The organism is Allobacillus halotolerans (assembly GCF_018967645.1).
Lineage (GTDB): Bacteria > Bacillota > Bacilli > Bacillales > Alkalibacillaceae > Allobacillus > Allobacillus halotolerans.
Genome location: NZ_JAHLZF010000015.1, coordinates 1 through 25,912, shown reverse-complemented (window position 1 = coordinate 25,912; position 25,912 = coordinate 1). Strand labels below are relative to the sequence as shown.

The following is a 25,912-nucleotide window of genomic DNA, read 5'->3' as shown; positions in this document are numbered from 1 at the left end:
ATGTTCAGTCTTCCCTTAATTGAACTGAGCAATCACTATTAACTATATGAGTAGTCAGCATATTTTACCCAATCAATTCTTATGTATTTTAATACCAATTGAGAGCTTAGGTCAACTGTCGACAGTTGAACGAGATAATGTTCTTATTGTATCCAATGGATTGAATACTGTCCTGCCTTACCAAGCAATCAAAAAGCCCCCATCAACTGTTGATCATCCAGTCGATCGGGGCTCTCTTATTTCAGAAAATAAATTAGGATAAAAACATAAAGTATAAGAAGAAAATAACACCTAACACATACATCAATGGGTGAATTTCTTTGTATCGGCCTTTGACAAGCATCGTAATCGGATAGAAAATGAATCCAATCGCAATACCTGTTGCAATACTATTGGTTAAAGGCATCATGAGGACGGTCAAGAAAGCTGGAACAGCAATCTCGAATTTATCCCATTCAATCTCTTTTAAATTGGCTACCATCAAAACACCAACGATAATCAGTGCTGGTGCAGTCACTTCCGATGTCACCACACTAAGCAATGGTGAGAAGAATAGAGCGAGCAAGAACAATCCCGCTGTGACGACAGATGCAAACCCTGTTCGACCACCTGCACCGACACCTGTTGTCGATTCAACAAATGACGTCGTCGTTGACGTACCTAAAATCGCCCCACTGACAGTCGCTGCAGAGTCCGAGAAAAGAGCTTTCCCTGCACGTGGGAGCTTCCCGTCTTTCATCAAACCACCCTGTGTCGCAACCGCCACTAATGTTCCTGCTGTGTCAAAGAAATCAACGAACAAGAACGTTAAAATGACGACCAACATATCCATCGTAAAAATTTCACCGAAATGACTAAGTGCTGCACCGAATGTTGGCGCTAAGCTTGGTACACTACCAACAACATCATTTACACCAGTTGGTACAGTGATCAAACCGACGACCATTCCGGCAATGGCCGTAATGATCATTCCGTAAAAAACGCCACCTTTGAAATTTGCCGCTAACAATATAACAGTGACGAACACACCAAAGATTGTCAGTAAGATACTTGGATTGGTTAAATCACCGAGGGCGACCAATGTTGCATCGTCAGCCTGAATAATTCCAACGTTTTTCAAGCCGATGAATGCGATAAACAAACCGATACCAGCACCAACAGCGAGCTTTAAATTATTTGGAATGGCATCGATGACTTTCTCGCGTATTCCAGTCAATGTCAATACGATAAAAATCAGACCTGAAGCGAGTACTCCGGCCAAAGCCGTTTCCCAAGGAATCCCCATTCCTACAACTACACTATAAGAAAAGAATGCATTCAGACCCATACCCGGCGCTAAAGCGATAGGATATTTGGCAAGCAAACCCATAATTAACGTACCAATCGCACCTGCTAAAGCTGTTGCTACAAATACAGCCTCAGGGTCCATTCCTTCGACTCCCTCGACGTCACTCAAGCTGAGGACAGCAGGGTTAACGAATAAAATGTATGCCATCGCAAGAAAAGTAGTCAAACCTGCCATGGATTCCGTCCGATAATTTGTTCCTAACTCTTCAAAACGAAAATACTTTTTCATAGCAATTTCCCCCTCGATCACTTGAAACACCACGACTATCCAAGAAATAACTCTCTTAGAATAGCAAAAGCACCCTTGGTCATTTCCAAGAGTGCTACGAGGAAGATTGCAAACATACCATAAGCTTGGTCAAATCATAACGAACCATCGCTTTGGCTATTGACAATCACTCGTAGTCAGACCATTTACGGTGGTCTGGTAGAAACTCTTGGGCCATATCCCCAATATTATACGAAGTGTTCAAGTTTAATTTTATTTTACATCTCTACTTTACAAACTCTTACACGATTCGTCAAGAGGGAATTTCACGTATATTTTTTCCATTCGCTTTACCTTATGCAAATCTTTATAGCCAAAAGCCGAATGAATTATGCAAATCACTCTTATTTAGCAAGCAAATTACGAACAATACGCGACCATAACTGGTTGATTCTCTCTCGCTCACTTTCCAGGTTCTCTTCCCGGTAAACAGCCCGTTCGTAGTAACTGGTCAGCTCAGACATATCTGCGTTTCCAGTCAATCGGTCGACTTTCTTGGAGAATTCTCGTAATGTCTGACCGTTTTCTACGGCATATCCTTCTTTTTCTAATAGCTTCAATAAGAAACCATAAGCATCTGTGAACGATTCCTGATCATGATTCCGTTGTAATTTGTTTTTCTTCCAATAGGACATGAGGCGGAAGCGATAGCGCACAATCACCCAAATGATTAACGCAGCAATCGCAATGACAATGCCCCATTTCAGCAAGGTATAACCGGAAACATCGGATGCTGATTCAACATTTTCACGACCACTTTCTTCTTCTGGCTGTTGTTCTTCAGGACCTTCATCCAATTCAGGTTCAGGGAGTTCTTGTTCTTCTTGCTCCGTTGGTTCGTTCGTTTCCTCCAAACTTTCTGGCGACTCTTCTGCCATAAAATCGGTCTGGTTGGAGAATCCGACCGTCGGCTCAAAAGGCACCCAGCCGACATCAGGAAAAAAAACTTCCACCCATGAGTGAGCGTTATTATTTTGCACTTCATACGTCGTTAAGTCTTCACCTTCCGCCAGGTCTGTCTGTTGGGTCACTTCTCCACCCGTAAAGCCTTTGACCCATCTAGATGGAATCCCGGCTGAACGGAGCATTGCAACCATCGATGTTGAGTAGTGGTCACAATAGCCTCTTTGTGTTTCAAATAAAAATTGATCGACAAAATCTTGGTCGTCATCAGGAACTGGGACATCCTTCGTTTCATAAACGTATCCATTACGAGAAAAATACTGTTCGATGGCTTTCGCTTGCTCATAGCGATTTTCTTTCCCTGCAATGATCTCCTCTGTCAATTCGTATACACGGTCGGGTAATGTATCCGGCAATTGTAGGTATGGCTCTGGCACACCATGCATCTTAGGCACTTGTTTCTGCATCTGCTCGAGAGGGAACTTCGGTTGCTCCACATGCAAATTGTATGGCTCCCCTGGCAGGTTATCTGGGCTTTTGACTTCCCCAGTCACTGGATTGTATTCGACTTGCAAATCTCTAAAAGATGCTGTTCCATAACGATACGGCAGTTTATTTAAATTGCCTGGTTCGACCAACTGAATACTAGATTGACCGGATTCTCTTGTAACCGTTGTCGAGTATGCTTCCAACGCGAGCATTTCTCCCGGAATTCCCGTAGCGAATTCACCTTCGACCGTTCGCTCCCAGCCCTTTCCGGTATATCGATCCTTTGTTTCGACTTTCCAATATTGGCTCGATTCAGCAGTTGCATAGAACACGGTCGTATCATCAGCAATAAATCCGCCACCTAATTGTTCGTCATTCTCTCCATATCCAATCCGTTGTACCTTGTCTTGAAAGCCAATCCCACTGAAACCTTCCTCAGCCGTTCCTTGTAAAAAAGGAACCGGGTCAGGCCACTGGGGACTAAACTTCGGTGCAACATACCCGATTGATGTTCCGGCAATAATCACGAAGATCAAAGGCGTCAACCATTTCAGGAGTACACGAAACGATTGAAGCCGTAATCTTTCCGCTTCAGCCAATTTAAATAAATGACTGATGCCTAATACACCGACCCCGATGACAAACGAACGCACAATTGGCCAAACAGCACTATATTCTGTAAATGTATCCAAAACCGTTAAATAAACAAATGTAAATACGATAAATGATAATGGCTTTTTGACAATCGCAAACCAATAATAAAGTAAATAACTTAACATCCATAATAGAATCAAAAATAGAAGTGTTCGAAACGGCGCCGTAAATTCCATCCAACTCCGATTGGAAAGCCTCTCGGTATTGATGCTTAGATCAGCGAAAAATTGTTGCATCCACGACGTTGACATAAAACGCGCATCAAAAAACAGAACATCCATGACGACGAGCAGTCCGAACAATTTAAGCGGTGAACGAACCCATGCCGGCATAGCGACCGCCGTCAACAAAAAACAGTAAGCGACGAATAGATAAAACACATGAACGTAATCCGTGTCCGTTACGATTTCAAGTGGGATAATCCATTCGAATAATAAAAGCATACTGCCGATATATAATAAAATACTTACCCACGGGTGGGCCGGATTTCCGTTCAAACGCATTACGTGTTCACCTCGATAATCTCACTCGTCAAATGATCTTCAGAGAGCCATTGGAAACCAGCAATACTCTGTTCCAAACGATTGATGACGGCTTGCTCTTGATTCGTCAGCTGTTTATTCCCTGCAATAAATAAAAACAAAACGTCTCTTGCTTGCTGACTTAAGCGCAAGACCGATTCTCCAATTTGTTGGTTTAATTCTGCTGATACGATGATCAGATTACGATCAGCCGCACGTAACGACGCTTCCTTGATCAATTGCTCTTCAAATGAACTCGATTGCAATGGTTGGATTGTTGACAATAATTGAATGAGTTGTTCATCGGACCGCCTGCGATTCGACAACATTAATTCTTCTTGGACAGCACCCGCATGGATAAATTGAACATTCCCATACAAATTTAATGAGTGTCGCGCCAACGATTGAGACAGCTCGATGGCCGCTTCGAAAGCAAGCCAACGATCCGTATCTTCTATGGCCCCATTCAACAGCACTGTTACGTCTTTATTTTTTTCTTGCTCAAACTCTTTTGTGACAAGTCGCTGTTTTTTAGCAGTCGTCTTCCAGTCCACCCAGGAAAAACGATCGCCAGGGGCATAATCTCGTACACCCGAAACAACATTTGTGTGCCTCACTTGAGGTAAAAACGCTGACTGCCTTCCTTCATCAAACGCAGACATTCCACTGGATAGCTTGGTCGTTCGATTCCATGCTCGCATATGAATATCGTTTTGAACCTCAATCTCTTTTCGCTTCTTAATGATTCCCAAAAAATCTCCTGTCACAATTTTTACGGTATTGAATGTATGTCTTCCACGCGGTACATGATCGAGCATGTATTGGTAGGTTAATTTTCGCTTGAACCACGGAAATAGAATGGTTTTTTTCGCTTCCCGGTTCATCAATACATTCGGTCTGCTTAAAAATAAATACTTTTTCGCACGTGTATCTTTCCAATTCAGACTTTCAGGCAATGGATCCTCGATTATTAAATAAAAGATCGGCAATGGCAAAAAGCGTCTTAACGTCACTTCCACTTGAATGTCTTGTCCTGCCTCTCCATATTTCGGAGAAAATTGACGTTCAGCTTTAAACGAACTCAATGGATAAAGTGTTAAAAATAACGAATAAAGGAATACGGGGAGAAAGCCAAAAAATAAAAACCAGCTGACAAACCCGCCTTGAAACATGGCATAGGAAAAAAGAAGACCAGCGAGAACTAAAACAAAAATAAATCGAAAAAAAGTACGGATCGAAGCAATCATCTTAACCACGTTCCATCGGTATTCGAGTTTTATTTGCAATCTCATCTAAAATCGAAGCAACCGTGCGCCCTTCAAACCTTGCTTCTGAACTGACGAGCAAGCGGTGAATCAAGACATGATGCAGCATCCACTTCACATCATCTGGAACGACATAATCCCTACCTTGAATAAACGCATAACTTTTTGAAGCACGCATCAAGGAGATCGAAGCACGCGGACTCGCTCCTAGTTCAAGCATTGGATGTTCTCTTGTTTGATGAACCAATTTCACAATGTATTCCTTGATCGCATTACTGGCATGAACTTCTGTTACTTGTTGTTGCAAATCAATGACTTCTTCCTGTGTCATAACCGCTTGAATTTTATCGACAGGGTGAACGGAAGTCGTACGCCCGAGCATATCAATTTCTTCTTGCTCTGTCGGGTAACCCAGTTTTAATTTAATCAAGAAACGATCCAACTGAGCTTCTGGCAAAGAGTACGTCCCTTCATATTCAATCGGGTTTTGTGTCGCCATGACAAAAAACGGCTGCTTCAACGCCATCGTTTGGCCATCAACCGTAATATTACGCTCCTCCATACTTTCCAATAAAGCGGACTGAGTCTTCGGTGACGTACGGTTAATTTCATCCGCTAAAACAATGTTTCCGAAAATCGGTCCTGGCAAAAATTCAAAAGTCATTTCCTTCTGATTATAGACAGAAGCTCCCGTCACATCGGAAGGCAATAGATCCGGCGTAAATTGAATTCTTTTAAAGTCCAAATCCAATGACTTTGCTAGCGCCCGCACAAGCATCGTCTTTCCGACTCCCGGCACATCCTCCAATAACACATGTCCTCCAGCAAGCAAAGCAACAATCGTCAGCTCAATCGTATCTCGCTTACCGACAATTACTTTTTCCATATTCGTCAACAGCTCTTCTATTTTTGAATGCTGCGTCACAATCGATCGCTCCATCCCCGGTTCTCCTCCTTCAAATCTTTCAATGACAAATCTACTTTCAGCGTTAGCGTATTTTACGCAAAATATACGCGTAAACTACTAATCTATCAGATGAACGGTTATATACCATTCAACAGAATGACAGTATCAATGTAATATTCGTTTAACTACTTTCCATTTTACCAATAATTCCGACATTTTACCCTACAAATTACACGACAAGCTCTTTTAGGCTGATTTGATATAAATAACCATGTTTAACTCTTATAAACAAACTCTCTTAAATGTTAACAGAAAATAGAACGACTAGGAAACGGCACCTGCGCGTTTCTGTGTTTAGCATATAAAAAAATGAGGTAAACAATAACAAACAAGAGTTATGAGGTGATTTGATGAGTAAAGATCACAAACCTACAAATAGAAAGCGCGATTCTGTCTATGATGAAAAACGGACACCTTTAGATGGAATGAAAGAACAACAACACACGGATGATATACCAATGGAAGATTTGAAGATTGATGAGTTGAAAAATCGTGACGGAGCTGGCTACCAGGAAACGTCACAGTCAGAGAGAAAATGGGAAGAAAAAGATAATAAAAAACATGATGAGATCGACTAATCCAGCTGGCTTTAAGCCAGCTTTTTTATGTTGGAATTTATCCTTAATTACATAATAATGAAGGAATTTTACAATATATGCAGAATAACTACTATTAAATAGATTTTGAGGGGGAGATTGGATGTCAGCTTATTATTACCTTGAAGAACCTCATCCAACAGGAATATTCACAATCCATACAGATGACTGTGCAATCGTTTCACCCACTGACTCGAAAGTTTTTATCGGAAAATTTGATGACTGTCAACTAGCAATCAAGAAAGTCACTCTCGAACATCCCTATCGCATCTTCGACGGTTGTTCTTACTGTTGCCCAAGTTGCCAGAATTGGTGACATAATCGAATTCAATTATTACAGTAGACAACTTTAACCCCATAGAAAGCTAGTTTGAATAAATCAGACCCTTTTGACTAGCTGCATGAACTTCTATTACTTATCTTTCGGCAAAGATTGATCAGCCGACCATTCAGATATGGAAGCATCATATACCGTAACGATTACGACATACCTGAAATAGCCCCTTTTAAATGAAATCATTCTTTTAAATTTTTTTGCCATACGGTTGGTGAATAAGGAAAATCATATGACGCTCGTTTGGAAGGCTCATATATTCTTCTTTTGGTCGTATATATCGAATGGTTCGGACCATATTTTCTCAGATTGGTAACATAAGTTATAGTGCAGGGCGCATATATAAGCTACATGGCACATATTTTGCCAAAAAGGGTCCAAATCGTGTCGGATTTTATTGTAAGTTACGACTTGAATGCTAAATTGTAGTAAGAATTTCTGTGGAATGAAGTTTGTATGTTCGTTTTAAGTGTTTATTCATCTAGGACGATGATTGCGTAGGTTAAACTTGGAGATCATAGCAGACGGTGAGAAATAAAAGACTCGTAGTATTGATAGCTGTTTTGATCTTATAGAACCCTTTTTTTCAACCGGAAAATATCCTCATCATGATCGATCATTTTTTCTTGAATATATTCTACTTTTTCAGTTAGTCGATCAATTTTATCCGTAACAACACCATGATTTTTGTCCACTTTTTCTTCTAAACGTTCCATATGTTGTTCAAGATTGTCCACACGCTGTTCAAGACTGTCCATGCGCTGTTCAAGACTGCCCATGCGCTGTTCAAGACTGTCCATGCGCTGTTCAAGACTGTCCATGCGCTGTTCAAGCTTGTCTAAGCGTAAATTTATTCTTTCTTCCACACCATCAACTTTGTCTGACAGTTCATGAATCGCTTGAATAATCATATTGAATTCACTTTTTTCCATTGTAGCTCCTCCTTTGATTTAATGATAAATCTATTATACTAAGATTTTATCGGAAAAGGAAGTGAGTTTGTATTCTCATTAACAGAGGAAGAAACAATCGGATGATTGCAGGAATATAGTACAGAGGAACCTTATACGTTTTCAGAAACCAACTTTAATCAATTTTTGAGATATATTCGATCAGAGAAAATGAGAGTTACACTATTTTTAATCATTGTTCATGACTACACAAAAGAAGCTGTTGCTCAAGCCCAAAAATTAGAAGCCTTTTCTGAGCAAGATACAGATGTCGCATTAATTAAAGCTTCCGATTTAGTCTATGTCGCGGAACAATGGAAAAATTATTCCGATCAGAAAAACCCAACGTTTAATCTGCAAGTATTTAATATGACTGGCGAGTTAACGAGAAGCATTTTGCTGAGCAGGATGGAATGGGCACTTAAAGGGACACAGAGGGTATAGTAAAATTAAAAATAATTACAAATAATATATAAAAGGCTTCTCAAAAGTTTTTTAACTAACGAGAAGCATTTTTATATTTTATGGATTATTGCTGAATCTTACTTTTAGTTATCCTTAATATTTTTGAGCAACAAAGCAGTCGCTCACTCACCCTTATAGTTCTCTTCATTTGTATTCTGAATTTCGAATAAGCTGCCTTCTATAAAGAGAGCTGCAATCGTTGGTCAAAATGAATTAATTATATGTTATTTATCTTTAATGTCGTGTAAAAGAGAGATAATATAGGACAACAAGACAATTATTACAAGGCCCATAGGTAAGATTATAACCTCTATATTATTGCCATCATTAAATATTAAGCCCCCAATTAGGTAGATAACTATACTTAAAAGAAATACTTTAAAAAATACTTTCATTAAGAATTACACCTTTATTTGAATTTCACAAATTTGATCGTCATAATTTATTTATTCAAAAATTTTCAATTAACAAAAACCCTCTACACTTATAAAGTACAGGTGTTTGATTTGCTTTACTGTTGGTGTTGTCGACTTTCATAATGGTAAGAACGATTAACTAGTCCCAACTAATACCGCCCTATTAGTGCGAAATTCAAACTTATTAGAAAGTATATGAACACATAGTTAATCGAAATAAACGTTAGCGCTTCCATTAAATGGGTAAGATGTTTAGGAAAAGTTATTTTTATATTCATTAAAATTAAAAAGGTCTTTTATCGACTTTAGTCAAGTGATGAAAGACCTCTAAGTGGATATTGTGGCTTATTTGTTACTTTTACCGATTTTTTTCTAACTAAACCTTATTGCATCTATGCTTGAGGGTTCACTTACATCATGCCCGGCATGCCGCCAATGTCTAGGGCGCCACCGCCATTTTCTTCTGGTAGGTCGACAACTACTGCTTCTGTTGTTAGGAACATAGCAGCTACGGGTGTAAAGCTGCGTGGTACTTTTATAGAGCATATTACTATCATAAATCCTGGGATGTTTGTCATGTTTTACAATCGTTAAATATTGGATTATAAATCCATATAAAAATGCCATGTATAGTACAAACATGGCATCAAACAATTATTTACCTATCTACTGCTCAAGATCCTACTTAACTCTTTTTACATCCTTAACAAGTAGTTCTAATTCGCTTTCGTTCATTCCATTATATTTTTTGACGATAACTCCCTTAGGGTTGATTAAATAAAAATTAACTCCATGGGATTTTAGTCCAACTGCCCCTTGTGCTAAGTTAGCTTTAAAAGTTTCCTGAGATAAATCTTGAATCGTTTCAAAGTCATACCCTGTTAAAAAACTCCATGAGTCAAAATTAGCATCATATTGGCTAGCATATTCTTTTAGAACTTTAGGTGTATCATTTTCTGGGTCAACACTAAAAGAGACCAGATGTGGGTGTAAGCCTTCTTTGTCCAATGTTTTTTGAATATCTGCCATTCGTTCGGTTGTAATTGGACATACAGCTTCACAACTTGTATACATAAAATTTGCTATCCACCAATCATCTTTTAAATCTTCAAAACTTAGCGTTTCTTTATCTTGTGTTTTAAATTGAAAGTCTGACATTGGTTCTGACATATTGGTTTCGATTTCCGCTTCATTTCCACAAGACACTAAGAAAACAAGGAATAATAACAAGAATAATATCTTTACTCTTCCCATGTCATATTCTCCTTCGGTAACCAAGAAATTTTATTAGGAACGATAATCAATCATTATAAAATAAACAATAAGTAACCTGATAACTGTTGAAAAATGATTATCAGGTTACTTGTAAAAAAGTAATATTTATTTAAAGAACATGTTTAAAGTTTCAAACTTTAGGTATTTGCTTTAGCATCTTTTGGTTCGACTAATTGACCTCCACCATTCGCTAAAAACTCTTCAATACCTTCAGCAGCACGATAAGCCATAGCTCCTACTGTTCCCGTTGGATTTGCGGAACTAAAGTGTGGAAATGCAGAAGCACCTACAACAAATAAATTATCTACATCCCACATTTGTGAGTAATTGTTTACTGCAGAGGTTTCAGGTGAGTTCCCCATAATAGCGCCTCCACTACTATGTTGGAATATAAAACTCCCGCTAATATGTTCAATATCTTCACTTGGTTCGATGATGTCTGCTCCCATTTCTTTCATTACATCTTCACACACATCTCTTCCAAATTTAAGCAAGTTATGATCTTGATCCTTAAAATCGAACGTGACGCGTAATAATGGATCACCCGAACGATCAGTATAATTAGGATCGAGATCCATATAGTGATCTTTCCAAGGCATAACAGCGAACATAAAGTTAACGTTTAATGTACGATTCGCATAAAATAAAGACTTCTCTTTGAATTCTCTACCCCAACTAGGCGTTCCTTTTGGCACAGGGTTATGTGTAATTGCACCACTTCCGCCTTGGGTTATTCTAGCGACACCACCATGGATAAAGTCAACATCCGAATGATCAAAGTTATCGGCAGCTAGATCGTAAAAAATAGCACCTAATCCTCCAGCTCCCGCATATAAATTAAACTTTTTATCATTAAAGAATCCACGAACTGAACTCGCACCATCAGCTACGTGGTGATCGCAAAAGTTTTTACCAATGACTCCTTCACCCGTTTTCGGATTATAAGGTTTCCCAATTTCTGATAGTAATAATAAACGAACATTATTAAATGTATAGCTTGTCATTACGACAACATCAGCTGGTTGTTCAAATTCTTCTCCTGTACGCGTATCCGTATATAAAACTCCTTTAGCTTTACCATCTTCATATAATATACGCGTTACATTGGCGTTTGTACGAAGCTCAAAATTATTCGTTTCTTGTGCAGTCGGGATCACCGTAATAATAGGATCTGATTTAGCACCAAATTGACATCCATGACTATAACAAAAAGCACAGTACTGACAAGCATTAATTCTTTGACCATCAGGATTCTCATACGATTCTGATAGAGTAGCTGAGGCCAAGGTAAGTGGATGATAACCTAAATTTTTGGCAGCTTTCTTAAACATCTTTGTAATAGGAACGTCTTTCATTGGGGGAGTTGGATATGGATTCGAACGTTGTGGTCCGAAAGGGTCTTCTTCACCAGAAATTCCCGCCATTTTTTCAAATTTATCGTAGTAAGGTTCTATTTCATCATAAGTAATACCCCAATCCTGAATGGTCATTCCTTCAGGTATTTTATCTTTCCCGTATCTCTCAACAGTCTTACTGTAAATTTCATAATCATATGGGAAATAACGGTGGTATTGTGCAGCCCAGTGACTGCCTCCGCCACCTGTATCTTTTCCAATTCTTAGATTACCATTATCACGAATTGGTAAAGCTTCTGTATCTAAATTATTACGGAAGGTAAGCGTCGCATCAGACAGGTCATCCATCATTTCATTTCTGGGATTGTATTTTAATTCATCTTTTATCTGATTATAATCATCTAGTGACGTCTCCACGCCCCTTTCCAAGCCTAATACTTGATATCCTGCTTTAGCAAGTTCAGCAGCAATAATCCCGCCTGTCCAACCAACTCCTACTGTAACAACCTCAACCTTATCTAGTTTTTTTGCCATCGTAATATCTCCTTTTCGCACTATTGATTATAATCACTCAGGCTAACTGGATCCATCTTAATAAAATCTTCTTCTTCAATTTCATTTATATAGGCACTTTGGGCGCCAGGAAATTCTTTCATGCGCCATCCATCCATATTTCTATTTCCACCATACAAGGGATCAGAATAAGCCCCTTCAAGTGTTGCTTGTCTAAGTAAACTGAAAAATCTAGCCGAACTTACATTTTTTAATTCAACTTCATCATTCTCAAACATCATTAGAACTTCATTTTGCTGTTCCTCTTCCAACTCTGGGAAAGAGCTTTTGAACTTTTTATTGCTCACCTTATTGATTTCACGAATCCCTTGGGTAAAAATCTCTCCCCGATTCAAAGGTGATTGAAAACCTTGCGTGCTTTCCCCTTCTTTAAATGGTCCCATCATATAATCATCGGCATTTTTACCCCAAGGGCCAGCTAATTGTCTATCAATGAAATATGGAACACCTAATAAAATTGCACCCGGTCCATGATCATCCTCTGGAAAGATTCGCTCAGTCGCCCAACTTAAAACGTTGAAATCTTCTCGACGATTAAAAAAGATTCTAGCTTCACTAAAATCGGGAGTTGTTTTTGATTCTGTAGCAGAATCAGAGTCATCCCACCATTTATTACCAATAACGCCTCCAAGGAAGCCAGCACCAACTACACCACCTGTAAAAATACCAGCGTCTTTTAGAAACTTACGTCGGCTGCTATCTTCTTCTTGATTAGCGTCACCATTACCATTTTTATTCTTGTCATCTACCACGACCAAACACCTCATTTCAATCTAATATTTTAGTATTTTTATTTTTAATACACCCTAACATACTCTCTTTTCGAATTAAAATTTTCTAATTATGTTATTTATTTCATGATGTTCTAAGTAGTTCGAGAGCGGGCATGCCAAAAGACCTATCAGGCTTCTTTAAATTAATAGTTTGTTTAATGTTTCATTAATCTCTCCTTCCGTTAGGGCAAAAGCGTCCTCCGGTAGCGGATCACAATATCAACAACGGACCTTAACAGAGCCTTTTTAAAAAAGTGACTACCCTATTTATTACCTTAAACTGCGATCTTTAAACCCTATCTTGCAAAGTAAATAATTAAAGAAACGATTAGACTGAGTTGAATAATGGTAGATTGGATCGCACTTTTTTATGTCATGAAAATAATCTATACTCTATACTCTTTTTATTTCTTTAAGGTAATAGAAATTATTTACTAAAAAGTAGCTTGTATCATTAATAATATAAAAAAGAGGCTAATCACTATAGGAACAAGTGATTAGCCTCATATAAAATATTAGCATTACATTTTTTCAGTTAAAACCCTTTTGAATCAACGGTTTCAGGCAGCTATTACATCATGCCCGGCATGCCGCCGCCCATGCCGCCCATGTCTGGGGCGCCACCGCCGTTTTCTTCTGGTAGGTCGGCAACTACTGCTTCTGTTGTTAGGAACATAGCTGCTACGGATGCAGCGTGCTGTAACGCTGAACGAGTTACTTTGGTTGGGTCTACAATACCTGCTTCTACCATGTTCACCCATTCGCCTGTTGCAGCGTTGAATCCAACGCCTAGGTCTTCACCTTTTAGACGTTCAACGATAATTGAACCTTCTAGTCCGGAGTTTTCAGCAATTTGACGTACCGGTTCTTCTAGTGCGCGAAGGACAATGTTTTTACCTGTTTCTTCATCGCCATCAAGTGTCAATTCGCTTACTTTACGATAGATGTTTACAAGAGCTGTTCCACCACCGGAAACGATTCCTTCTTCAACGGCTGCACGTGTTGAGTTCAATGCGTCTTCGATGCGTAGTTTTTTCTCTTTCAATTCTGTTTCAGTTGCAGCACCAACTTTAATGACTGCTACTCCGCCTGCTAATTTAGCTAAGCGCTCTTGTAGTTTTTCTTTATCGAAATCAGAAGTTGTTTCTTCTAATTGAGCACGTAGCTGGTTAACGCGAGCAGATAGTTCGTCCGCTTCGCCAGCACCTTCAACGATTGTTGTATTTTCTTTTGTGACAACAACTTTTGAAGCACGGCCTAATTGGTCAATTGTAGCTGATTTCAAGTCTAGACCTAAGTCTTCTGTAATGACTTCTGCTCCAGTTAGTGTCGCGATATCTTCAAGCATTGCTTTACGACGGTCACCGAAACCAGGAGCTTTAACAGCTACTGCGTTGAATGTTCCACGTAGTTTGTTGACAACAAGTGTCGCTAGCGCTTCACCTTCAACATCTTCAGCAATAATCAAGATTGGCTTGCTTTGCTGTACAACTTGCTCTAATACAGGAAGAACTTCTTGGATATTGGAAATTTTCTTATCAGTAATTAGGATGTATGGATCTTCAAGCTCTGCTTCCATTTTATCTTGGTCAGAAACCATGTATGGAGAAGCATAGCCGCGGTCGAACTGCATACCTTCAACGACTTCTAGCTCTGTTGCAAAACCTTTGGATTCTTCGATCGTGATAACACCATCGTTACCCACACGGTCCATTGCTTCAGCGATCAACTGACCAACTTCTTCATCTGCAGAAGAGATGGAAGCAACTTGTGCAATCGAGTCTTTTCCTTCGATTGTTTCAGAAATCTCGCGAAGTTCGTTTGTTGCTAGTTCAACAGCTTTTTCGATTCCACGACGGATACCTACTGGGTTTGCACCAGATGTAACGTTTTTCAATCCTTCGCTGATCATTGCTTGTGCCAAAACCGTTGCTGTCGTTGTACCGTCACCGGCAACATCGTTTGTTTTGGAAGCAACTTCAGATACTAGCTGCGCACCCATGTTTTCAAAGTGGTTTTCCAATTCGATTTCTTTTGCGATCGTTACACCGTCATTCGTAATCAATGGAGAACCGAATTTTTTCTCAAGAACGACGTTACGTCCTTTTGGTCCCAATGTTACTTTTACGGCATCTGCCAATGTATTAACACCATTAAGCATTTGACGACGAGCGTCTTCACCAAACTTCATTTCTTTAGCCATAAGTATAAATACCTCCTTGATTCATTCCGTTAATTTTTATTACTGAACAACAGCCAAGATGTCGTTTTCTCGTAGGACTAAGTATTCTTTGCCGTCTTGCTTCACTTCTGTTCCTGCAAATTTTGAATAAATGACGCGGTCGCCTTCTTTTACTTCTGGCGCAACCTTCTCACCATGCTCAGTCACTCGACCAGAGCCGACTGCCACGACTTTTCCTTCTTGTGGTTTTTCTTTTGCGGAATCAGGCAAAACAATTCCACTTGTAGTTGTTTCTTCTTGCTCAACAACCTCGATAATGACGCGATCTCCTAGTGGTTTCAACACGACAAAAACCTCCTCATATAAATTAAATAATCGTTTTGTTAGCACTCGTATTAGCTGAGTGCTAAATCCAATATTATAATACTCAATCTTTTATTTTTTTGCAAGTAAAAAACAATATTTTTGTTTCGGCTTTTGATTTAGTATAAAATAAACGTTAGGTTCTTTTTTGATTTCTAAAAAATATCTTAAAAATAGCCAACAAAACTAGTGTATCATCTCATGAATGATCAACAAAAGGAGACGGTCGAATTGCCTCAAAGATATTGGCTCATCATCTTCACTTATATATTGGTACAAATGTCACCATTCTTCGGTATGGATCTCTTCGAAAGTGTCTTTCCGAATATGGAATCCGTCGATCATTTTGTATATTGGCATTTATTCAGTTATACGATCGCAGCGCTCGTCATGCTATACTTGGTTCAAGAAGATATGAAACCAAGCAATATGCGTGATCGTGAAGGAATTGGTAAGTTAATCGGCTGGTCGATTGGCGGTGTGTTCATCGCATTTGGCGCACAATATTTAGCCAATATCATTAACTTCCAGTTTATCGGCATTGACCAAGCTTCTGAAAATACGATGGATATCATCAGTATTATTGAGGCGAATTACTGGTTTATTATTGTACCAATTGTATTCGCACCATTTTTCGAAGAATTGATTTTCCGAAAAATTTTCTTTGGACAACTCTATAAACGAATGAATTTCTTTTTTGCAGCGCTACTCTCTTCTTTAATATTTAGCGCTCTACATCTTGATTTCACGTTCACATTAACGTATGTGGCTATGGGCTTTGCTTTTTCTTATTTATATGTAAAAACAAAAAGGATCATTGTACCGATGATTGCCCACGGAGCCATGAATGCAACGGCCGTATTGATCAACCTATTCGTCGACATTGAAGATTTGGAAAGACGGCTACAGGAATTAGAAAATACGGCAACAATCTTAATTGGGGGATAACTTATGCGTGCATCACCGCGATTTTTTGCGATTATTTACTTGTTGATGGGGTTAGGATTCATGTACATCGCTTACATGAGTGTTGAAGATACTGTCTGGAACATTGCGACAATCATTTTCACATTGATTGCAGCGTTCGATTTCGGTGCAGCAATCAAAATGTTCGGGCTCCATAAACGATTACAAGAGCAACAAGAGAAGAAATAAGGAAAACCGAGATGGCATCTAGCATCTCGGTTTTTTATTTGGGTATGAAATACGACTTGCTTGGATGGTGAGGGACTTTTTTAGTGGTTAGCAAATTTTCAGCTGAATTTTCGCATTTAACAGGTACGAGGTAGACTCTAAATGATCAGATCTCAAGTATATGTACCCAACTCAGAAAAATATGTGCCCCTACCTTGTCTTATGCTCCCTGCTGCATAAGATATGTGACCAGACTAAGAATATATGCAACCACTTCAGGAAAATATGAGCCCAAAGACAAAATATATGCGCCCTGCCCCACCAACAATCAAAAAAACCTTCTCCATTTCGGAGAAGGTTCCTTATTTTCGCTTTTATCAGTTACGAGGTGGACCCTAAATGATCGGATCTCAAGTATATGTACCCAACTCCAAAATATATGTGCCCCCTACCTCTACTTATGCTCCCTGTTTCATAAGATATGAGACCAGAGCAAGAATATATGCTACCACTCCACGAAAATATGAGCCCAAAGACAAAATATATGCACCCCCGCACCCCAAAAATTCAAAAAAACCTTCTCCAACTCGGAGAAGGTTCCTTATTCTTCATTATATTCCTGCTTCATTTTTAAAGCTGCAGGGATGGCGCTTGCTACAAAGATCGCTGCGATAATGAATGCTTCATTGAGTGCTTGCATTGTTGCCGCTTCAGCAGAGATGTCATTTGCGAGCATAATGCTCCCTCGGCGTGTCTCATAATAAACGGAGAATAATACAATGCCCATAGATGAAGCAATTTGACGAATGAGGTTGTTCATCGCTGAGCCTTGGGCGACAAGTCTCTCTGGTATGGCATTCATGCCTGCCGTTGTAGCCGGCATGTTTCCGAACCCTAAACCAAATCCATGGATCGCAAAGAATACAACAATCAACCAATAAGGCGTCGACAGATCAACATAAAAACCGAATATTAAAGATGCACCGGCGAGTAAAACCAACCCTGGTGGCACGACAAATTTCGGGCCTTTCAAGTCAAGTAATTTTCCACCTAACGTCATGAATACACCGCTCGCTAGCGCGCTTGGTAAAAAGACTAATCCTGTTTCAATTAGTCCTAATCCTAATGCTTCTTGAATCAAATAAGGGATCAAGAATAGACCTGAAAACAGACCGATGGATGCAGCAGATGTAACCATTATTGAGTATCGGTACGTTTTAATTCGAAACACGGTTAAATCAAGTAAAGGTTGTTTTTGTCTTAACTCAAAGCGAACAAATAAAACAATTAGAATGAAACCAATAATCACTAATAACAAATTGGTCCACGTGAGTGCTGATTCAAATTCACGGCCTTGTCCAAGAACATAAAGGATCGAACCAACGCCTGCAGTAACCATCGAAAATCCAATCCAGTCAAATTTCAACGACGGATCAGAAGGTGTTGGTTTCAGATATTTAGAAGACAACGTCAAACTCAATAGACCAAAAGGAATATTAAATAAAAATAGAAAATACCAAGAGAAGTTTTCTGCAATGATTCCACCGATCGTCGGGCCAATGGCTGGTGCGATCATGACGGAAATGCCATATACCCCGACTGCGAAGCCACGTTCATTTCTCGGAAATGCTTGGAAGATTAATGCCATGGCGTTCGGCATCATTAATCCTCCGGCAATCCCCTGTACAGCACGGGCAATAATGACCATGCTCAACGTCTGTGAGAGTGCACCGAGTGTCGACCCTGTCATAAACAAAAGTAAACCGGCAATATACACTTTTTTCTTTCCGAATCGGTCACCTAAGTATCCGGTCAATGGCATCGTCATGCCCATGGACAGCATGAAAATCGTTAAGATCCAACTGACTCCGACGGCATCTGAATCGAATATATACATAAAGTCCGGAAGAACCGGATTCAGCATACTGTTATTTAGAATGACCGTAAATGTTCCAAATAAAACGGATATGATGACGAGCCATTTATTCGTGGTACTAGCTTCCTTACTCAATGCTGCTCACCTCAAAACGTTTTCCAAAAAAAATTTTTACGATTTGTTTTTCAAAAAATAATTCAATGTTTGTAACTCAACGGCTAAATCAATGCTATGTACCTGCACAGTATCCGGTACGTTTAATCGGATTGGCGTAAAGTTCAAAATTCCTTCGATTCCACTTTCTACTAAGCGGTCAGCGACTTGTTGGGAAACACTTCCAGGTACAGTCAGTATGGCCACTTGGATCCCTGATTCTTTTAACTTTGTCTCAAGTTCATCTAACGCATAAATACTTACATTCCCAATCGAATGACCGATTTTCTGCTCATTCGTATCAAATGCTAAGTCGATTCTCATATTATCATTTTTAATAAAATTATAGTTCAATAATGCTTTCCCCAAGTTGCCGACGCCGATCAACGCTACTTTTGAGACCTCGTCTTGGTCAAGAATTTTCCGGAAAAATTGAATTAATTTCTGGATATCATATCCGTAACCCTTTCTGCCCAACTCACCGAAATAAGAAAAGTCCTTTCGGATGGTTGCTGAATCTACTTTGACGATTTCACTTAAATCTTTCGAGGAAATTCGATTTTTTCCTTGATCTGAAAGAATATTTAAATGTCGATAGTAAAGCGGCAGCCGCTTCACCGTTGCTCGTGGGATGCGGTCATCTTTCATCACTTAGACTCCTTTTATCCAATTCAACCACTAACGTATTCTTTATAACCATGCTAAAATGGAGGAGATATAGTTAGAGGTGAAATTATGATCTTAATGCAATTAAATCAAGTCCGTAAATATTTTGGCGCTGACCTTATTCTATCGGATATTAAATTAGAAGTACATAACCAAGATCGGATTGCCATCGTCGGACGAAATGGCGCAGGTAAATCGACCTTGCTTAAAATAATGGCTGGAGAGCTTTCTTATGAAGGCGAAATCTATCAACCAAAGGATTTGACGATTGGTTATTTGGAACAGCACTCTGGTTTGAATTCCACAGCTACGATCTGGGATGAGATGCTCACTCTTTTTGAAGACACAATCGCTTTGGAAAAAGATTTGCGAGCCATGGAAGTAAAGATGGCCGATCCTGATGAAATGAAAGATGAAGAAGCATATCAACAACTGCTCCAAGACTATGACCGAAAGCAAAACTTGTTTCAGTCTTCTGGTGGTTTTCAATATGAAGCTGAGATTGAATCTGTATTGCATGGACTAGATTTTGGCCATTTCGATTTTTCTACACCTGTTAATGAATTAAGTGGTGGGCAGAAAACGAGGCTCGCGTTGGCGAAACTATTATTGGCTAAACCACAGCTGTTAATCCTGGACGAGCCGACAAACCATTTGGATATCCGGACGCTAAGTTGGTTGGAAGCCTATTTGAGGGGATATGACGGTGCAATTGTAATTGTTTCTCACGACCGATATTTCCTTGACCGAACCATCTCAACCGTGTATGAAGTGACCTTCCAACGAACGAAGAAATATCATGGAAACTATAGCTACTATTTAACCCAACGTGCAAAAGATTATGAACTTGAGTTAAAGCAATATGAGAAGCAACAAGCGGAAGTGAAACAGTTAGAAGACTTCATTCAACGAAATATTGCTAGAGATTCTACCAGTAATCGTGCGAAGGCGAGAAGAAAGCAATTAGAGAAAATGGAGCTGATGGACCGCCCGACTCTTGAAAATAAATCGACCAAGTTTTCTTTTTCCATCCAACGCAAAAGCGGAAATGATGTATTGAAAGTAGAAAACTTGATGGCCCAATATGAAGACATGGATGAACCTGTTTTCCAAAAGGTGAACTTCCATGTTAATAGAGGGGATCGTTTAGCAATTGTCGGACCCAATGGTGTGGGGAAATCAACATTGCTCAAAGCGATTTTAAAGAAATTAGCACAAGTACACGGTACAATCCAAGTTGGCACAAATGTACAATTCGGCTATTACGATCAGGAACAAGCGTCATTACATCCGAAAAAAACTGTTCTTCAAGAGTTATGGGATGACTATCCACAAAAAAATGAAAAAGATGTACGGACCATTCTCGGTAACTTCTTATTCAGTGGTGATGATGTATTAAAAACGGTTGGCATGCTGAGCGGTGGCGAAAAAGCTCGTCTGCTTTTATCAAAACTCATGCTACAACAAGCAAACGTACTGGTAATGGACGAACCGACAAACCATTTAGATTTAGACAGCAAGGAAGTTCTTGAAGCAGCATTGGCTGATTTTCCAGGAACGATCCTATTTGTGTCGCACGACCGTTATTTCATTAACCGAATTGCCACTCAAGTGATGGAATTAACGAAAGAAGGATCACGCGTCTTTTTGGGTGACTATGATTATTACGTTGAAAAGATCGAAGAAGAAGCTGAACTGGAAGAGTTGGCAAGATCAGAAAATGAACGTGAAAGTGAGCAATCAGACAAGCATGACTTTCAAGCAGAAAAAGAGTTCAAACGTGAATATCGTAAAGTGCAACGAAAACTCGAAGCCATCGAAGAAGAAATTAGCAAGACGGAAACGACAATTGAACAACTAGAAGAAACGATGAGCGATCCTGAAATTGCTGGTGACTATTCCAGATTACAATCCATTCAAGATGATCTGCAGCACCATCAACATCTACTCGAAAAACATATGGAAGAGTGGGAGCAATTGCAACTGCAGATGGATGGAATGCAATAAAAAAACAGCTATATTTAAAGTCAAACCCGAACTAAATGTCAGTTCGGGTTTTTTTGCATCGATTTAGAGTGCAATATTAATGAACTGCACTTTAATAGGAAATCTAATAATAAATTAGACGAGTTTTCTTTCATTATATTTATCCACGAACATATCCACATATCCTCCATTGATTTAATCCCAATCCACAGACTTATGCACACTATCCACAATTAAATCAATTGTTATCCACATTTTTATACACATTATCAACAGCGTCATAACAGTCTATATAAAAAAATACCCACAGCAACTCGTTGTCGCTGTGGATAACATATTTTACTTTTCAATCATTAAGCCAGGTTGTGCATTTAAATCTAGCTTAGCATATTCATCTTTATGATACTGAATGGAAGCTGCTGCTCCAATCATCGCTGCATTATCCGTACATAAATATAGTGGAGGAATGGATACTGCAATGTCTGTACCTTCAAACTTTTCCTCAATCGACTTTCGGAGCGCTCGATTCGCTGAAACACCACCAGCGACGATCAATTGCTTCACACCGTATTGTTGGGCCGCCTGATAGGTCTTTTCCACCAACACATCAACAACACTTGCTTGGAAGGATGCTGCGATATTGGCTTTTGAAATCGGTTCATTTTTTTGCTTTAACTGATGGATTTGATTCACAACCGCCGTTTTTAAACCACTGAAGCTAAAATCAAATGACCCTTTTTCCAACCAAGAACGTGGAAAATCGTATGTTTCTTCTCCTTCGTGAGCCAGTTGATCGATCACCGGTCCACCTGGATAAGGCAAATCTAATGCTTTTGCGACTTTATCGTATGCTTCACCCGCAGCATCATCCCTTGTTTCTCCAATAATTTCATAATCGCCATGTTCTTTCATTAAGATTAACTCTGTATGTCCTCCAGAAACAACTAAGCTTAACAGCGGAAATTGAAATTCTTGTTCCAACCGATTAGCATAAATATGACCGGCAATATGATGCACACCAATTAATGGTTTCTGATGAGCAAATGCCAACGTTTTTGCTGCATTCACACCGATCAACAATGCACCGACTAAACCTGGGCCTTCAGTGACCGCAATTGCATCAATCTCTTCCATCGTGACTTTCGCTTCGTTTAATGCCTCTTCAATGACTATGGTAATTTGTTCAATATGGTGGCGGGAAGCCAACTCGGGGACGACACCACCAAACTTCTGGTGGATCTCCATTTGCGTCGCGACGACATTGGAAAGTAATGTTGTACCTCCCTCGACGACTGCTGCTGCTGTTTCATCACAACTTGTTTCGATTGCTAAAATTTTTTCTTGCTTCATTTATAACTCCACCCACATGACAATGGCATCTTCTCCATCATCCTGATAATAATTTTTTCGTACGCCTACTGGTTTCATACCAAATCGCTCATATAATTGCTGAGCCACATGATTGGATTTTCTTACTTCCAATGTCAGCTCAGTTGCTTCTTTTAATTTTAAGTATTTGATCATCCGTTGAAATAATTTCACGCTATATCCTTGTCCTCGCTCTTCTGGATGGATAGCAATGTTCGTTATTTGTGCCGCCTCCACGACTGTCCATGCACCACAATAGCCAATGACTCGATCTCCTTTTTCAATGACTAGGTAATCTGAAAATGGATTATTGATTAAGTCATGTAAAATGTCTGCTTTCCTCCATGGTGAACGGAAGGAAGCATATTCTACGTCCATCACTTGATCCAAATCTTCAATGGTCATCCGTCTGACAATCGCTTCCTTACTCATTGCGTCCATTTTTCTCCATCCATTTGACTTCAGCCTCAACTAATCGGTGATAATTCGGACTCGTTGAATGAATATCCACGGGTTCTCGATCTTTTCCCAGTAGAACAAGCTGGCCCGCTTGCGGGAAACTCAGATGCCCTCTAATCCATTTGGCACGATCGCCTAATTTTTCAGAAACCAAATCATGAAATGAATGCTCTGTTGGACTGACCATTGTAATCGGTTCTCCCAATTCATTTAGTTGATTCAACCACTCGTCCATCGCGATATTCTGGTCAGGCAATTGTACCGCTAATTGGCCTTCTTGAGCACGATACAATCCAGTGAAGACGTTTCCCCGTCTCGCATCGAAAAACGAGCAAACAAGACCATTTGAGTAAATTAGATTAGCCGCTACAAGCTCAAGACTAGAGACAGTAACTAATGGGATATTTAACGACCAAGCCAGTGTTTTTGCCGTAGTGACACCAATCCGTAATCCTGTATACGAACCAGGACCATTAGCAACGACAATTTTCGAAAGATCTTTAGGCTGAAGGTTCACTTCCTTCATTAAATACTCAATCGCTGGCATCAATTGCACAGAATGATTTCGTTTACTATTTAACGTGTGCTCAATCAAAGGAATCTCATTGTGATATAATGCGACACTCATTGGTCGGTTCGAAGTATCGATTGCTAATATGTTCATTGTTGAAGCTCCTCAATTAATTTCTCATATTCTTCGCCAATAGGTTGAAGAAGAATTTGACGTTGATCTGCACTTTCCTTCTTCATTTGAATCTTTAAGTACGTATCAGGTAGAAAAGTGTGAATATAATCGGACCATTCGATCACAGTGACACCCTCACCTGAAAAATATTCATCAAAACCAATATCCTCTTCGCTATCCTCCAGTCGATACACATCCATGTGATAAAGAGGCATCCGACCACGATACTCTTTTACAATCGTATAGGTTGGACTATTGACTGTTCGTTTGACTCCTAACCCTTTTGCTAACCCCTTTGTAAACGTTGTTTTCCCTGCACCTAAATCACCATCGAGCGTGATTACTTGATTTGGTTGTAATAACTCGCCTAACCTTTCAGCAAAATCCATTGTTTCTTCTTCATTATTTGCAATAAATTCTTTCATCCAATCACCTATCTTCTAGCCATGTGAATAACCACTTTTACACAAAATTGTTTTTGTTTCATTTATCGTTAAATATACTTCTGGCGTACTTGTTTCAGCAGTAACCTTGCCAATAGGTGTCACTGGTAGCTGATTGTTTGTAGCCTCTTTCAATAGATCCCATTCTGTTGGAGAACACGTGCCGACCAACTCAAAGTCTTCTCCACTTGATAAAACATACTTTTTTAATTGCTCAATTTCTATATTGGTCATTTTAGAATGGATCGGTAAGTCATCCCAGTGGATTACAATTGTAGCTTGTGAAGCTTCAGCGATTTCATTGAGTTCACTTGCTAATCCATCACTCAGATCATTCAAAGACATACGAATCACTGAATCGGTCAATTCCACAAAATCAATCCGGGGAATAGGTCGCTTATGTCGATTGGTAAAATAATTTTCCAAAAGAAAATTTGATTGTAGTAGGTCGTAACCATAGGCTGCTTCTCCTAGATTACCTGTAACAAAAACAATATCATTTGTTTGCGCGTAACTTCTTAATCGTTTTCTATTCGGCAACACTTTTCCAAATACACTAATCGTAATAACCAATTCATTTGCAGAAACTGTATCTCCACCAATTAAATCGAGTTTATACTTTTGGGCAAGTTCATTCATACCAACATACAAATCGGTTAATTGTTCATCAGAATAAGTAGATGGAACAGCTATATTTACTGCGTAGTAGAGTGGTCTTGCTCCCATTGCTGCTAAATCACTTAAATTCGCCGCCAATACACGAAAGCCAATATCACTCAACTGCATATATTCAAAAGAGAAATGAATATCCTCTACCATTGTATCAGAAGCAATTACAAGCTCATATCCATTTGGCGGGCTTACAACAGCAGCATCATCACCGATCCCTTTAATAACAGATGAATTTCTATAATAAGACGGTTTAATCTTTTCAATAAACTCGAATTCCTTCAAAAGAACACCACCAATGAAGAGATCTTTTTTCAATAATAACATGTGCTTATGAAATTCGTTAGTAGAATACTTCGCATATGTAATGGAATAAGATTTATACTTTTACATGAATAAACTTTTTTAAGCTAAACAAAAAAACATGTGGTCTCCCACATGTTTTACATTATGTATGAATGGCGGTCCGGACGGGACTCGAACCCGCGACCTCCTGCGTGACAGGCAGGCATTCTAACCAACTGAACTACCGGACCTTATTTAAAAAATTAAATCCACCTTCATATGAGTGAATATTTTGGTTGCACCCTACGGGTACTCCATATTTCATCTTACATCGAAGTTAATCTGACGAAGATGCGATGATTAATTTGGTTGCACTCTTTGAGTACTCCCATCTTACCTTCCTTCGAAGTTAATCCAACGTAGTTGCGGTAAAAATTTTGGTTGCACTCTTCGAGTACTCCATATCTTACCTTGCTATGAAGTTTATTCAAC

23 protein-coding genes, 1 tRNA gene, 1 pseudogene and 1 riboswitch are annotated in these 25,912 nt (G+C 39.3%); of the genes and pseudogenes, 6 read left to right on the top strand and 19 right to left on the bottom strand.

All coding sequences use genetic code 11. The features are described 5' to 3' along the window. Positions 1-253: 253 nt before the first annotated feature. From KQ486_RS10290 to KQ486_RS10275, 4 genes are all read right to left on the bottom strand, one after another. On the bottom strand, positions 254-1,576 hold the full coding sequence (locus KQ486_RS10290) for an NCS2 family permease (protein ID WP_144163775.1): 1,323 nt from the start codon (positions 1,574-1,576) through the stop codon (positions 254-256). A 153-nt stretch (positions 1,577-1,729) separates the two neighbouring features. Continuing rightward, positions 1,730-1,832, bottom strand: a riboswitch (purine riboswitch). Between the two features lie 127 nt (positions 1,833-1,959). Further along, positions 1,960-4,164 carry a DUF4129 domain-containing transglutaminase family protein gene (locus KQ486_RS10285; protein ID WP_144163776.1) on the bottom strand — a complete coding sequence of 735 codons (2,205 nt, stop codon included), beginning with the start codon at positions 4,162-4,164 and terminating at the stop codon, positions 1,960-1,962. Next, the gene (locus KQ486_RS10280; protein WP_186278680.1) at positions 4,164-5,429 is read right to left on the bottom strand and encodes a DUF58 domain-containing protein; all 1,266 of its coding nucleotides are present in this window, start codon (positions 5,427-5,429) and stop codon (positions 4,164-4,166) included. The genes KQ486_RS10285 and KQ486_RS10280 overlap by 1 nt, the downstream gene beginning before the upstream one ends. Position 5,430: 1 nt before the next feature. Beyond that, positions 5,431-6,387, bottom strand: coding sequence for an AAA family ATPase (locus KQ486_RS10275; RefSeq protein ID WP_144163778.1), 957 nt, complete (start codon positions 6,385-6,387; stop codon positions 5,431-5,433). A 377-nt stretch (positions 6,388-6,764) separates the two neighbouring features. Between KQ486_RS10275 and KQ486_RS10270 the strand changes: the two genes are divergently transcribed. Next, positions 6,765-6,992: a YczO family protein gene (locus KQ486_RS10270; protein WP_144163779.1), complete on the top strand. Its 228-nt coding sequence runs from the start codon at positions 6,765-6,767 to the stop codon at positions 6,990-6,992. Positions 6,993-7,113: 121 nt separating this feature from the next. After that, complete coding sequence (locus KQ486_RS10265) at positions 7,114-7,326, top strand: hypothetical protein (RefSeq protein WP_216687562.1); 213 nt, start codon at positions 7,114-7,116, stop codon at positions 7,324-7,326. A 587-nt stretch (positions 7,327-7,913) separates the two neighbouring features. Here the strand turns inward: KQ486_RS10265 and KQ486_RS10260 are convergent. Beyond that, the gene (locus tag KQ486_RS10260) at positions 7,914-8,276 is read right to left on the bottom strand and encodes a coiled-coil domain-containing protein (protein ID WP_216687561.1); all 363 of its coding nucleotides are present in this window, start codon (positions 8,274-8,276) and stop codon (positions 7,914-7,916) included. Positions 8,277-8,381: 105 nt separating this feature from the next. On the opposite strand from KQ486_RS10260, the gene KQ486_RS10255 reads away from it, so the two are divergent. After that, positions 8,382-8,738 (top strand): hypothetical protein, encoded by a 357-nt coding sequence (locus KQ486_RS10255; RefSeq protein ID WP_216687560.1) that lies wholly within the window; start codon positions 8,382-8,384, stop codon positions 8,736-8,738. 847 nt (positions 8,739-9,585) lie between these two features. Here KQ486_RS10255 and KQ486_RS10250 read toward each other — a convergent pair. The 6 genes and pseudogenes from KQ486_RS10250 to groES all read right to left on the bottom strand — a co-directional run. Further along, a pseudogene (locus KQ486_RS10250) lies at positions 9,586-9,687 on the bottom strand (hypothetical protein); the annotation flags it as partial. A 169-nt stretch (positions 9,688-9,856) separates the two neighbouring features. After that, positions 9,857-10,429 (bottom strand): SCO family protein, encoded by a 573-nt coding sequence (locus KQ486_RS10245; protein ID WP_216687559.1) that lies wholly within the window; start codon positions 10,427-10,429, stop codon positions 9,857-9,859. Between the two features lie 158 nt (positions 10,430-10,587). Further along, entirely contained in the window at positions 10,588-12,339 is a 1,752-nt protein-coding gene (locus KQ486_RS10240) for a GMC family oxidoreductase (RefSeq protein WP_216687558.1), read from the bottom strand. Positions 12,340-12,359: 20 nt separating this feature from the next. Continuing rightward, positions 12,360-13,130: a gluconate 2-dehydrogenase subunit 3 family protein gene (locus KQ486_RS10235; RefSeq protein WP_255439962.1), complete on the bottom strand. Its 771-nt coding sequence runs from the start codon at positions 13,128-13,130 to the stop codon at positions 12,360-12,362. A gap of 592 nt (positions 13,131-13,722) precedes the next feature. Next, positions 13,723-15,354, bottom strand: coding sequence for a chaperonin GroEL (gene groL, locus KQ486_RS10230; RefSeq protein ID WP_216687557.1), 1,632 nt, complete (start codon positions 15,352-15,354; stop codon positions 13,723-13,725). A 39-nt stretch (positions 15,355-15,393) separates the two neighbouring features. Beyond that, a complete protein-coding gene (gene groES, locus KQ486_RS10225) occupies positions 15,394-15,678 on the bottom strand; it encodes a co-chaperone GroES (protein ID WP_144088986.1) in 285 nt (94 codons plus the stop codon). A 249-nt stretch (positions 15,679-15,927) separates the two neighbouring features. On the opposite strand from groES, the gene KQ486_RS10220 reads away from it, so the two are divergent. Beyond that, positions 15,928-16,644: a CPBP family intramembrane glutamic endopeptidase gene (locus tag KQ486_RS10220; protein WP_144163761.1), complete on the top strand. Its 717-nt coding sequence runs from the start codon at positions 15,928-15,930 to the stop codon at positions 16,642-16,644. Between the two features lie 3 nt (positions 16,645-16,647). Then, on the top strand, positions 16,648-16,851 hold the full coding sequence (locus tag KQ486_RS10215) for a YdiK family protein (RefSeq protein WP_144163760.1): 204 nt from the start codon (positions 16,648-16,650) through the stop codon (positions 16,849-16,851). 580 nt (positions 16,852-17,431) lie between these two features. Here the strand turns inward: KQ486_RS10215 and KQ486_RS10210 are convergent. Beyond that, positions 17,432-18,841, bottom strand: a complete 1,410-nt coding sequence (locus KQ486_RS10210; RefSeq protein WP_144163759.1) for an MDR family MFS transporter — start codon at positions 18,839-18,841, stop codon at positions 17,432-17,434. Between the two features lie 36 nt (positions 18,842-18,877). Further along, entirely contained in the window at positions 18,878-19,507 is a 630-nt protein-coding gene (locus KQ486_RS10205) for a redox-sensing transcriptional repressor Rex (protein ID WP_144163758.1), read from the bottom strand. A gap of 87 nt (positions 19,508-19,594) precedes the next feature. Between KQ486_RS10205 and KQ486_RS10200 the strand changes: the two genes are divergently transcribed. Then, entirely contained in the window at positions 19,595-21,532 is a 1,938-nt protein-coding gene (locus KQ486_RS10200) for an ABC-F family ATP-binding cassette domain-containing protein (protein WP_144163757.1), read from the top strand. A gap of 318 nt (positions 21,533-21,850) precedes the next feature. On the opposite strand, the gene tsaD is transcribed toward KQ486_RS10200, so the two are convergent. The 6 genes from tsaD to KQ486_RS10170 form a co-directional block, all read right to left on the bottom strand. Continuing rightward, a complete protein-coding gene (tsaD, locus tag KQ486_RS10195) occupies positions 21,851-22,861 on the bottom strand; it encodes a tRNA (adenosine(37)-N6)-threonylcarbamoyltransferase complex transferase subunit TsaD (protein ID WP_144163756.1) in 1,011 nt (336 codons plus the stop codon). After that, complete coding sequence (gene rimI / locus KQ486_RS10190; protein WP_144163766.1) at positions 22,862-23,311, bottom strand: ribosomal protein S18-alanine N-acetyltransferase; 450 nt, start codon at positions 23,309-23,311, stop codon at positions 22,862-22,864. Then, entirely contained in the window at positions 23,304-24,002 is a 699-nt protein-coding gene (gene tsaB / locus KQ486_RS10185; protein ID WP_144163755.1) for a tRNA (adenosine(37)-N6)-threonylcarbamoyltransferase complex dimerization subunit type 1 TsaB, read from the bottom strand. Before tsaB ends, rimI begins: the two co-directional genes overlap by 8 nt. Next, entirely contained in the window at positions 23,999-24,448 is a 450-nt protein-coding gene (gene tsaE, locus KQ486_RS10180; protein ID WP_144163754.1) for a tRNA (adenosine(37)-N6)-threonylcarbamoyltransferase complex ATPase subunit type 1 TsaE, read from the bottom strand. The genes tsaB and tsaE overlap by 4 nt, the downstream gene beginning before the upstream one ends. Before the next feature lie 15 nt (positions 24,449-24,463). Then, on the bottom strand, positions 24,464-25,420 hold the full coding sequence (thiL, locus tag KQ486_RS10175; protein WP_246569287.1) for a thiamine-phosphate kinase: 957 nt from the start codon (positions 25,418-25,420) through the stop codon (positions 24,464-24,466). Positions 25,421-25,594: 174 nt separating this feature from the next. Continuing rightward, positions 25,595-25,671: transfer RNA gene (locus KQ486_RS10170), tRNA-Asp, on the bottom strand. Between the last annotated feature and the right edge of the window lie 241 nt (positions 25,672-25,912).

Coding starts and splice junctions, on each gene's coding strand:
- KQ486_RS10290 (WP_144163775.1), bottom strand. CDS start 1,576: ATGAAAAAGTATTTTCGTTTTGAAGAGTTAGGAACAAATTATCGGACG.
- KQ486_RS10285 (WP_144163776.1), bottom strand. CDS start 4,164: ATGCGTTTGAACGGAAATCCGGCCCACCCGTGGGTAAGTATTTTATTA.
- KQ486_RS10280 (WP_186278680.1), bottom strand. CDS start 5,429: ATGATTGCTTCGATCCGTACTTTTTTTCGATTTATTTTTGTTTTAGTT.
- KQ486_RS10275 (WP_144163778.1), bottom strand. CDS start 6,387: ATGGAGCGATCGATTGTGACGCAGCATTCAAAAATAGAAGAGCTGTTG.
- KQ486_RS10270 (WP_144163779.1), top strand. CDS start 6,765: ATGAGTAAAGATCACAAACCTACAAATAGAAAGCGCGATTCTGTCTAT.
- KQ486_RS10265 (WP_216687562.1), top strand. CDS start 7,114: ATGTCAGCTTATTATTACCTTGAAGAACCTCATCCAACAGGAATATTC.
- KQ486_RS10260 (WP_216687561.1), bottom strand. CDS start 8,276: ATGGAAAAAAGTGAATTCAATATGATTATTCAAGCGATTCATGAACTG.
- KQ486_RS10245 (WP_216687559.1), bottom strand. CDS start 10,429: ATGGGAAGAGTAAAGATATTATTCTTGTTATTATTCCTTGTTTTCTTA.
- KQ486_RS10240 (WP_216687558.1), bottom strand. CDS start 12,339: ATGGCAAAAAAACTAGATAAGGTTGAGGTTGTTACAGTAGGAGTTGGT.
- groL (WP_216687557.1), bottom strand. CDS start 15,354: ATGGCTAAAGAAATGAAGTTTGGTGAAGACGCTCGTCGTCAAATGCTT.
- KQ486_RS10215 (WP_144163760.1), top strand. CDS start 16,648: ATGCGTGCATCACCGCGATTTTTTGCGATTATTTACTTGTTGATGGGG.
- KQ486_RS10205 (WP_144163758.1), bottom strand. CDS start 19,507: ATGAAAGATGACCGCATCCCACGAGCAACGGTGAAGCGGCTGCCGCTT.
- KQ486_RS10200 (WP_144163757.1), top strand. CDS start 19,595: ATGATCTTAATGCAATTAAATCAAGTCCGTAAATATTTTGGCGCTGAC.
- tsaD (WP_144163756.1), bottom strand. CDS start 22,861: ATGAAGCAAGAAAAAATTTTAGCAATCGAAACAAGTTGTGATGAAACA.
- rimI (WP_144163766.1), bottom strand. CDS start 23,311: ATGAGTAAGGAAGCGATTGTCAGACGGATGACCATTGAAGATTTGGAT.
- tsaB (WP_144163755.1), bottom strand. CDS start 24,002: ATGAACATATTAGCAATCGATACTTCGAACCGACCAATGAGTGTCGCA.
- tsaE (WP_144163754.1), bottom strand. CDS start 24,448: ATGAAAGAATTTATTGCAAATAATGAAGAAGAAACAATGGATTTTGCT.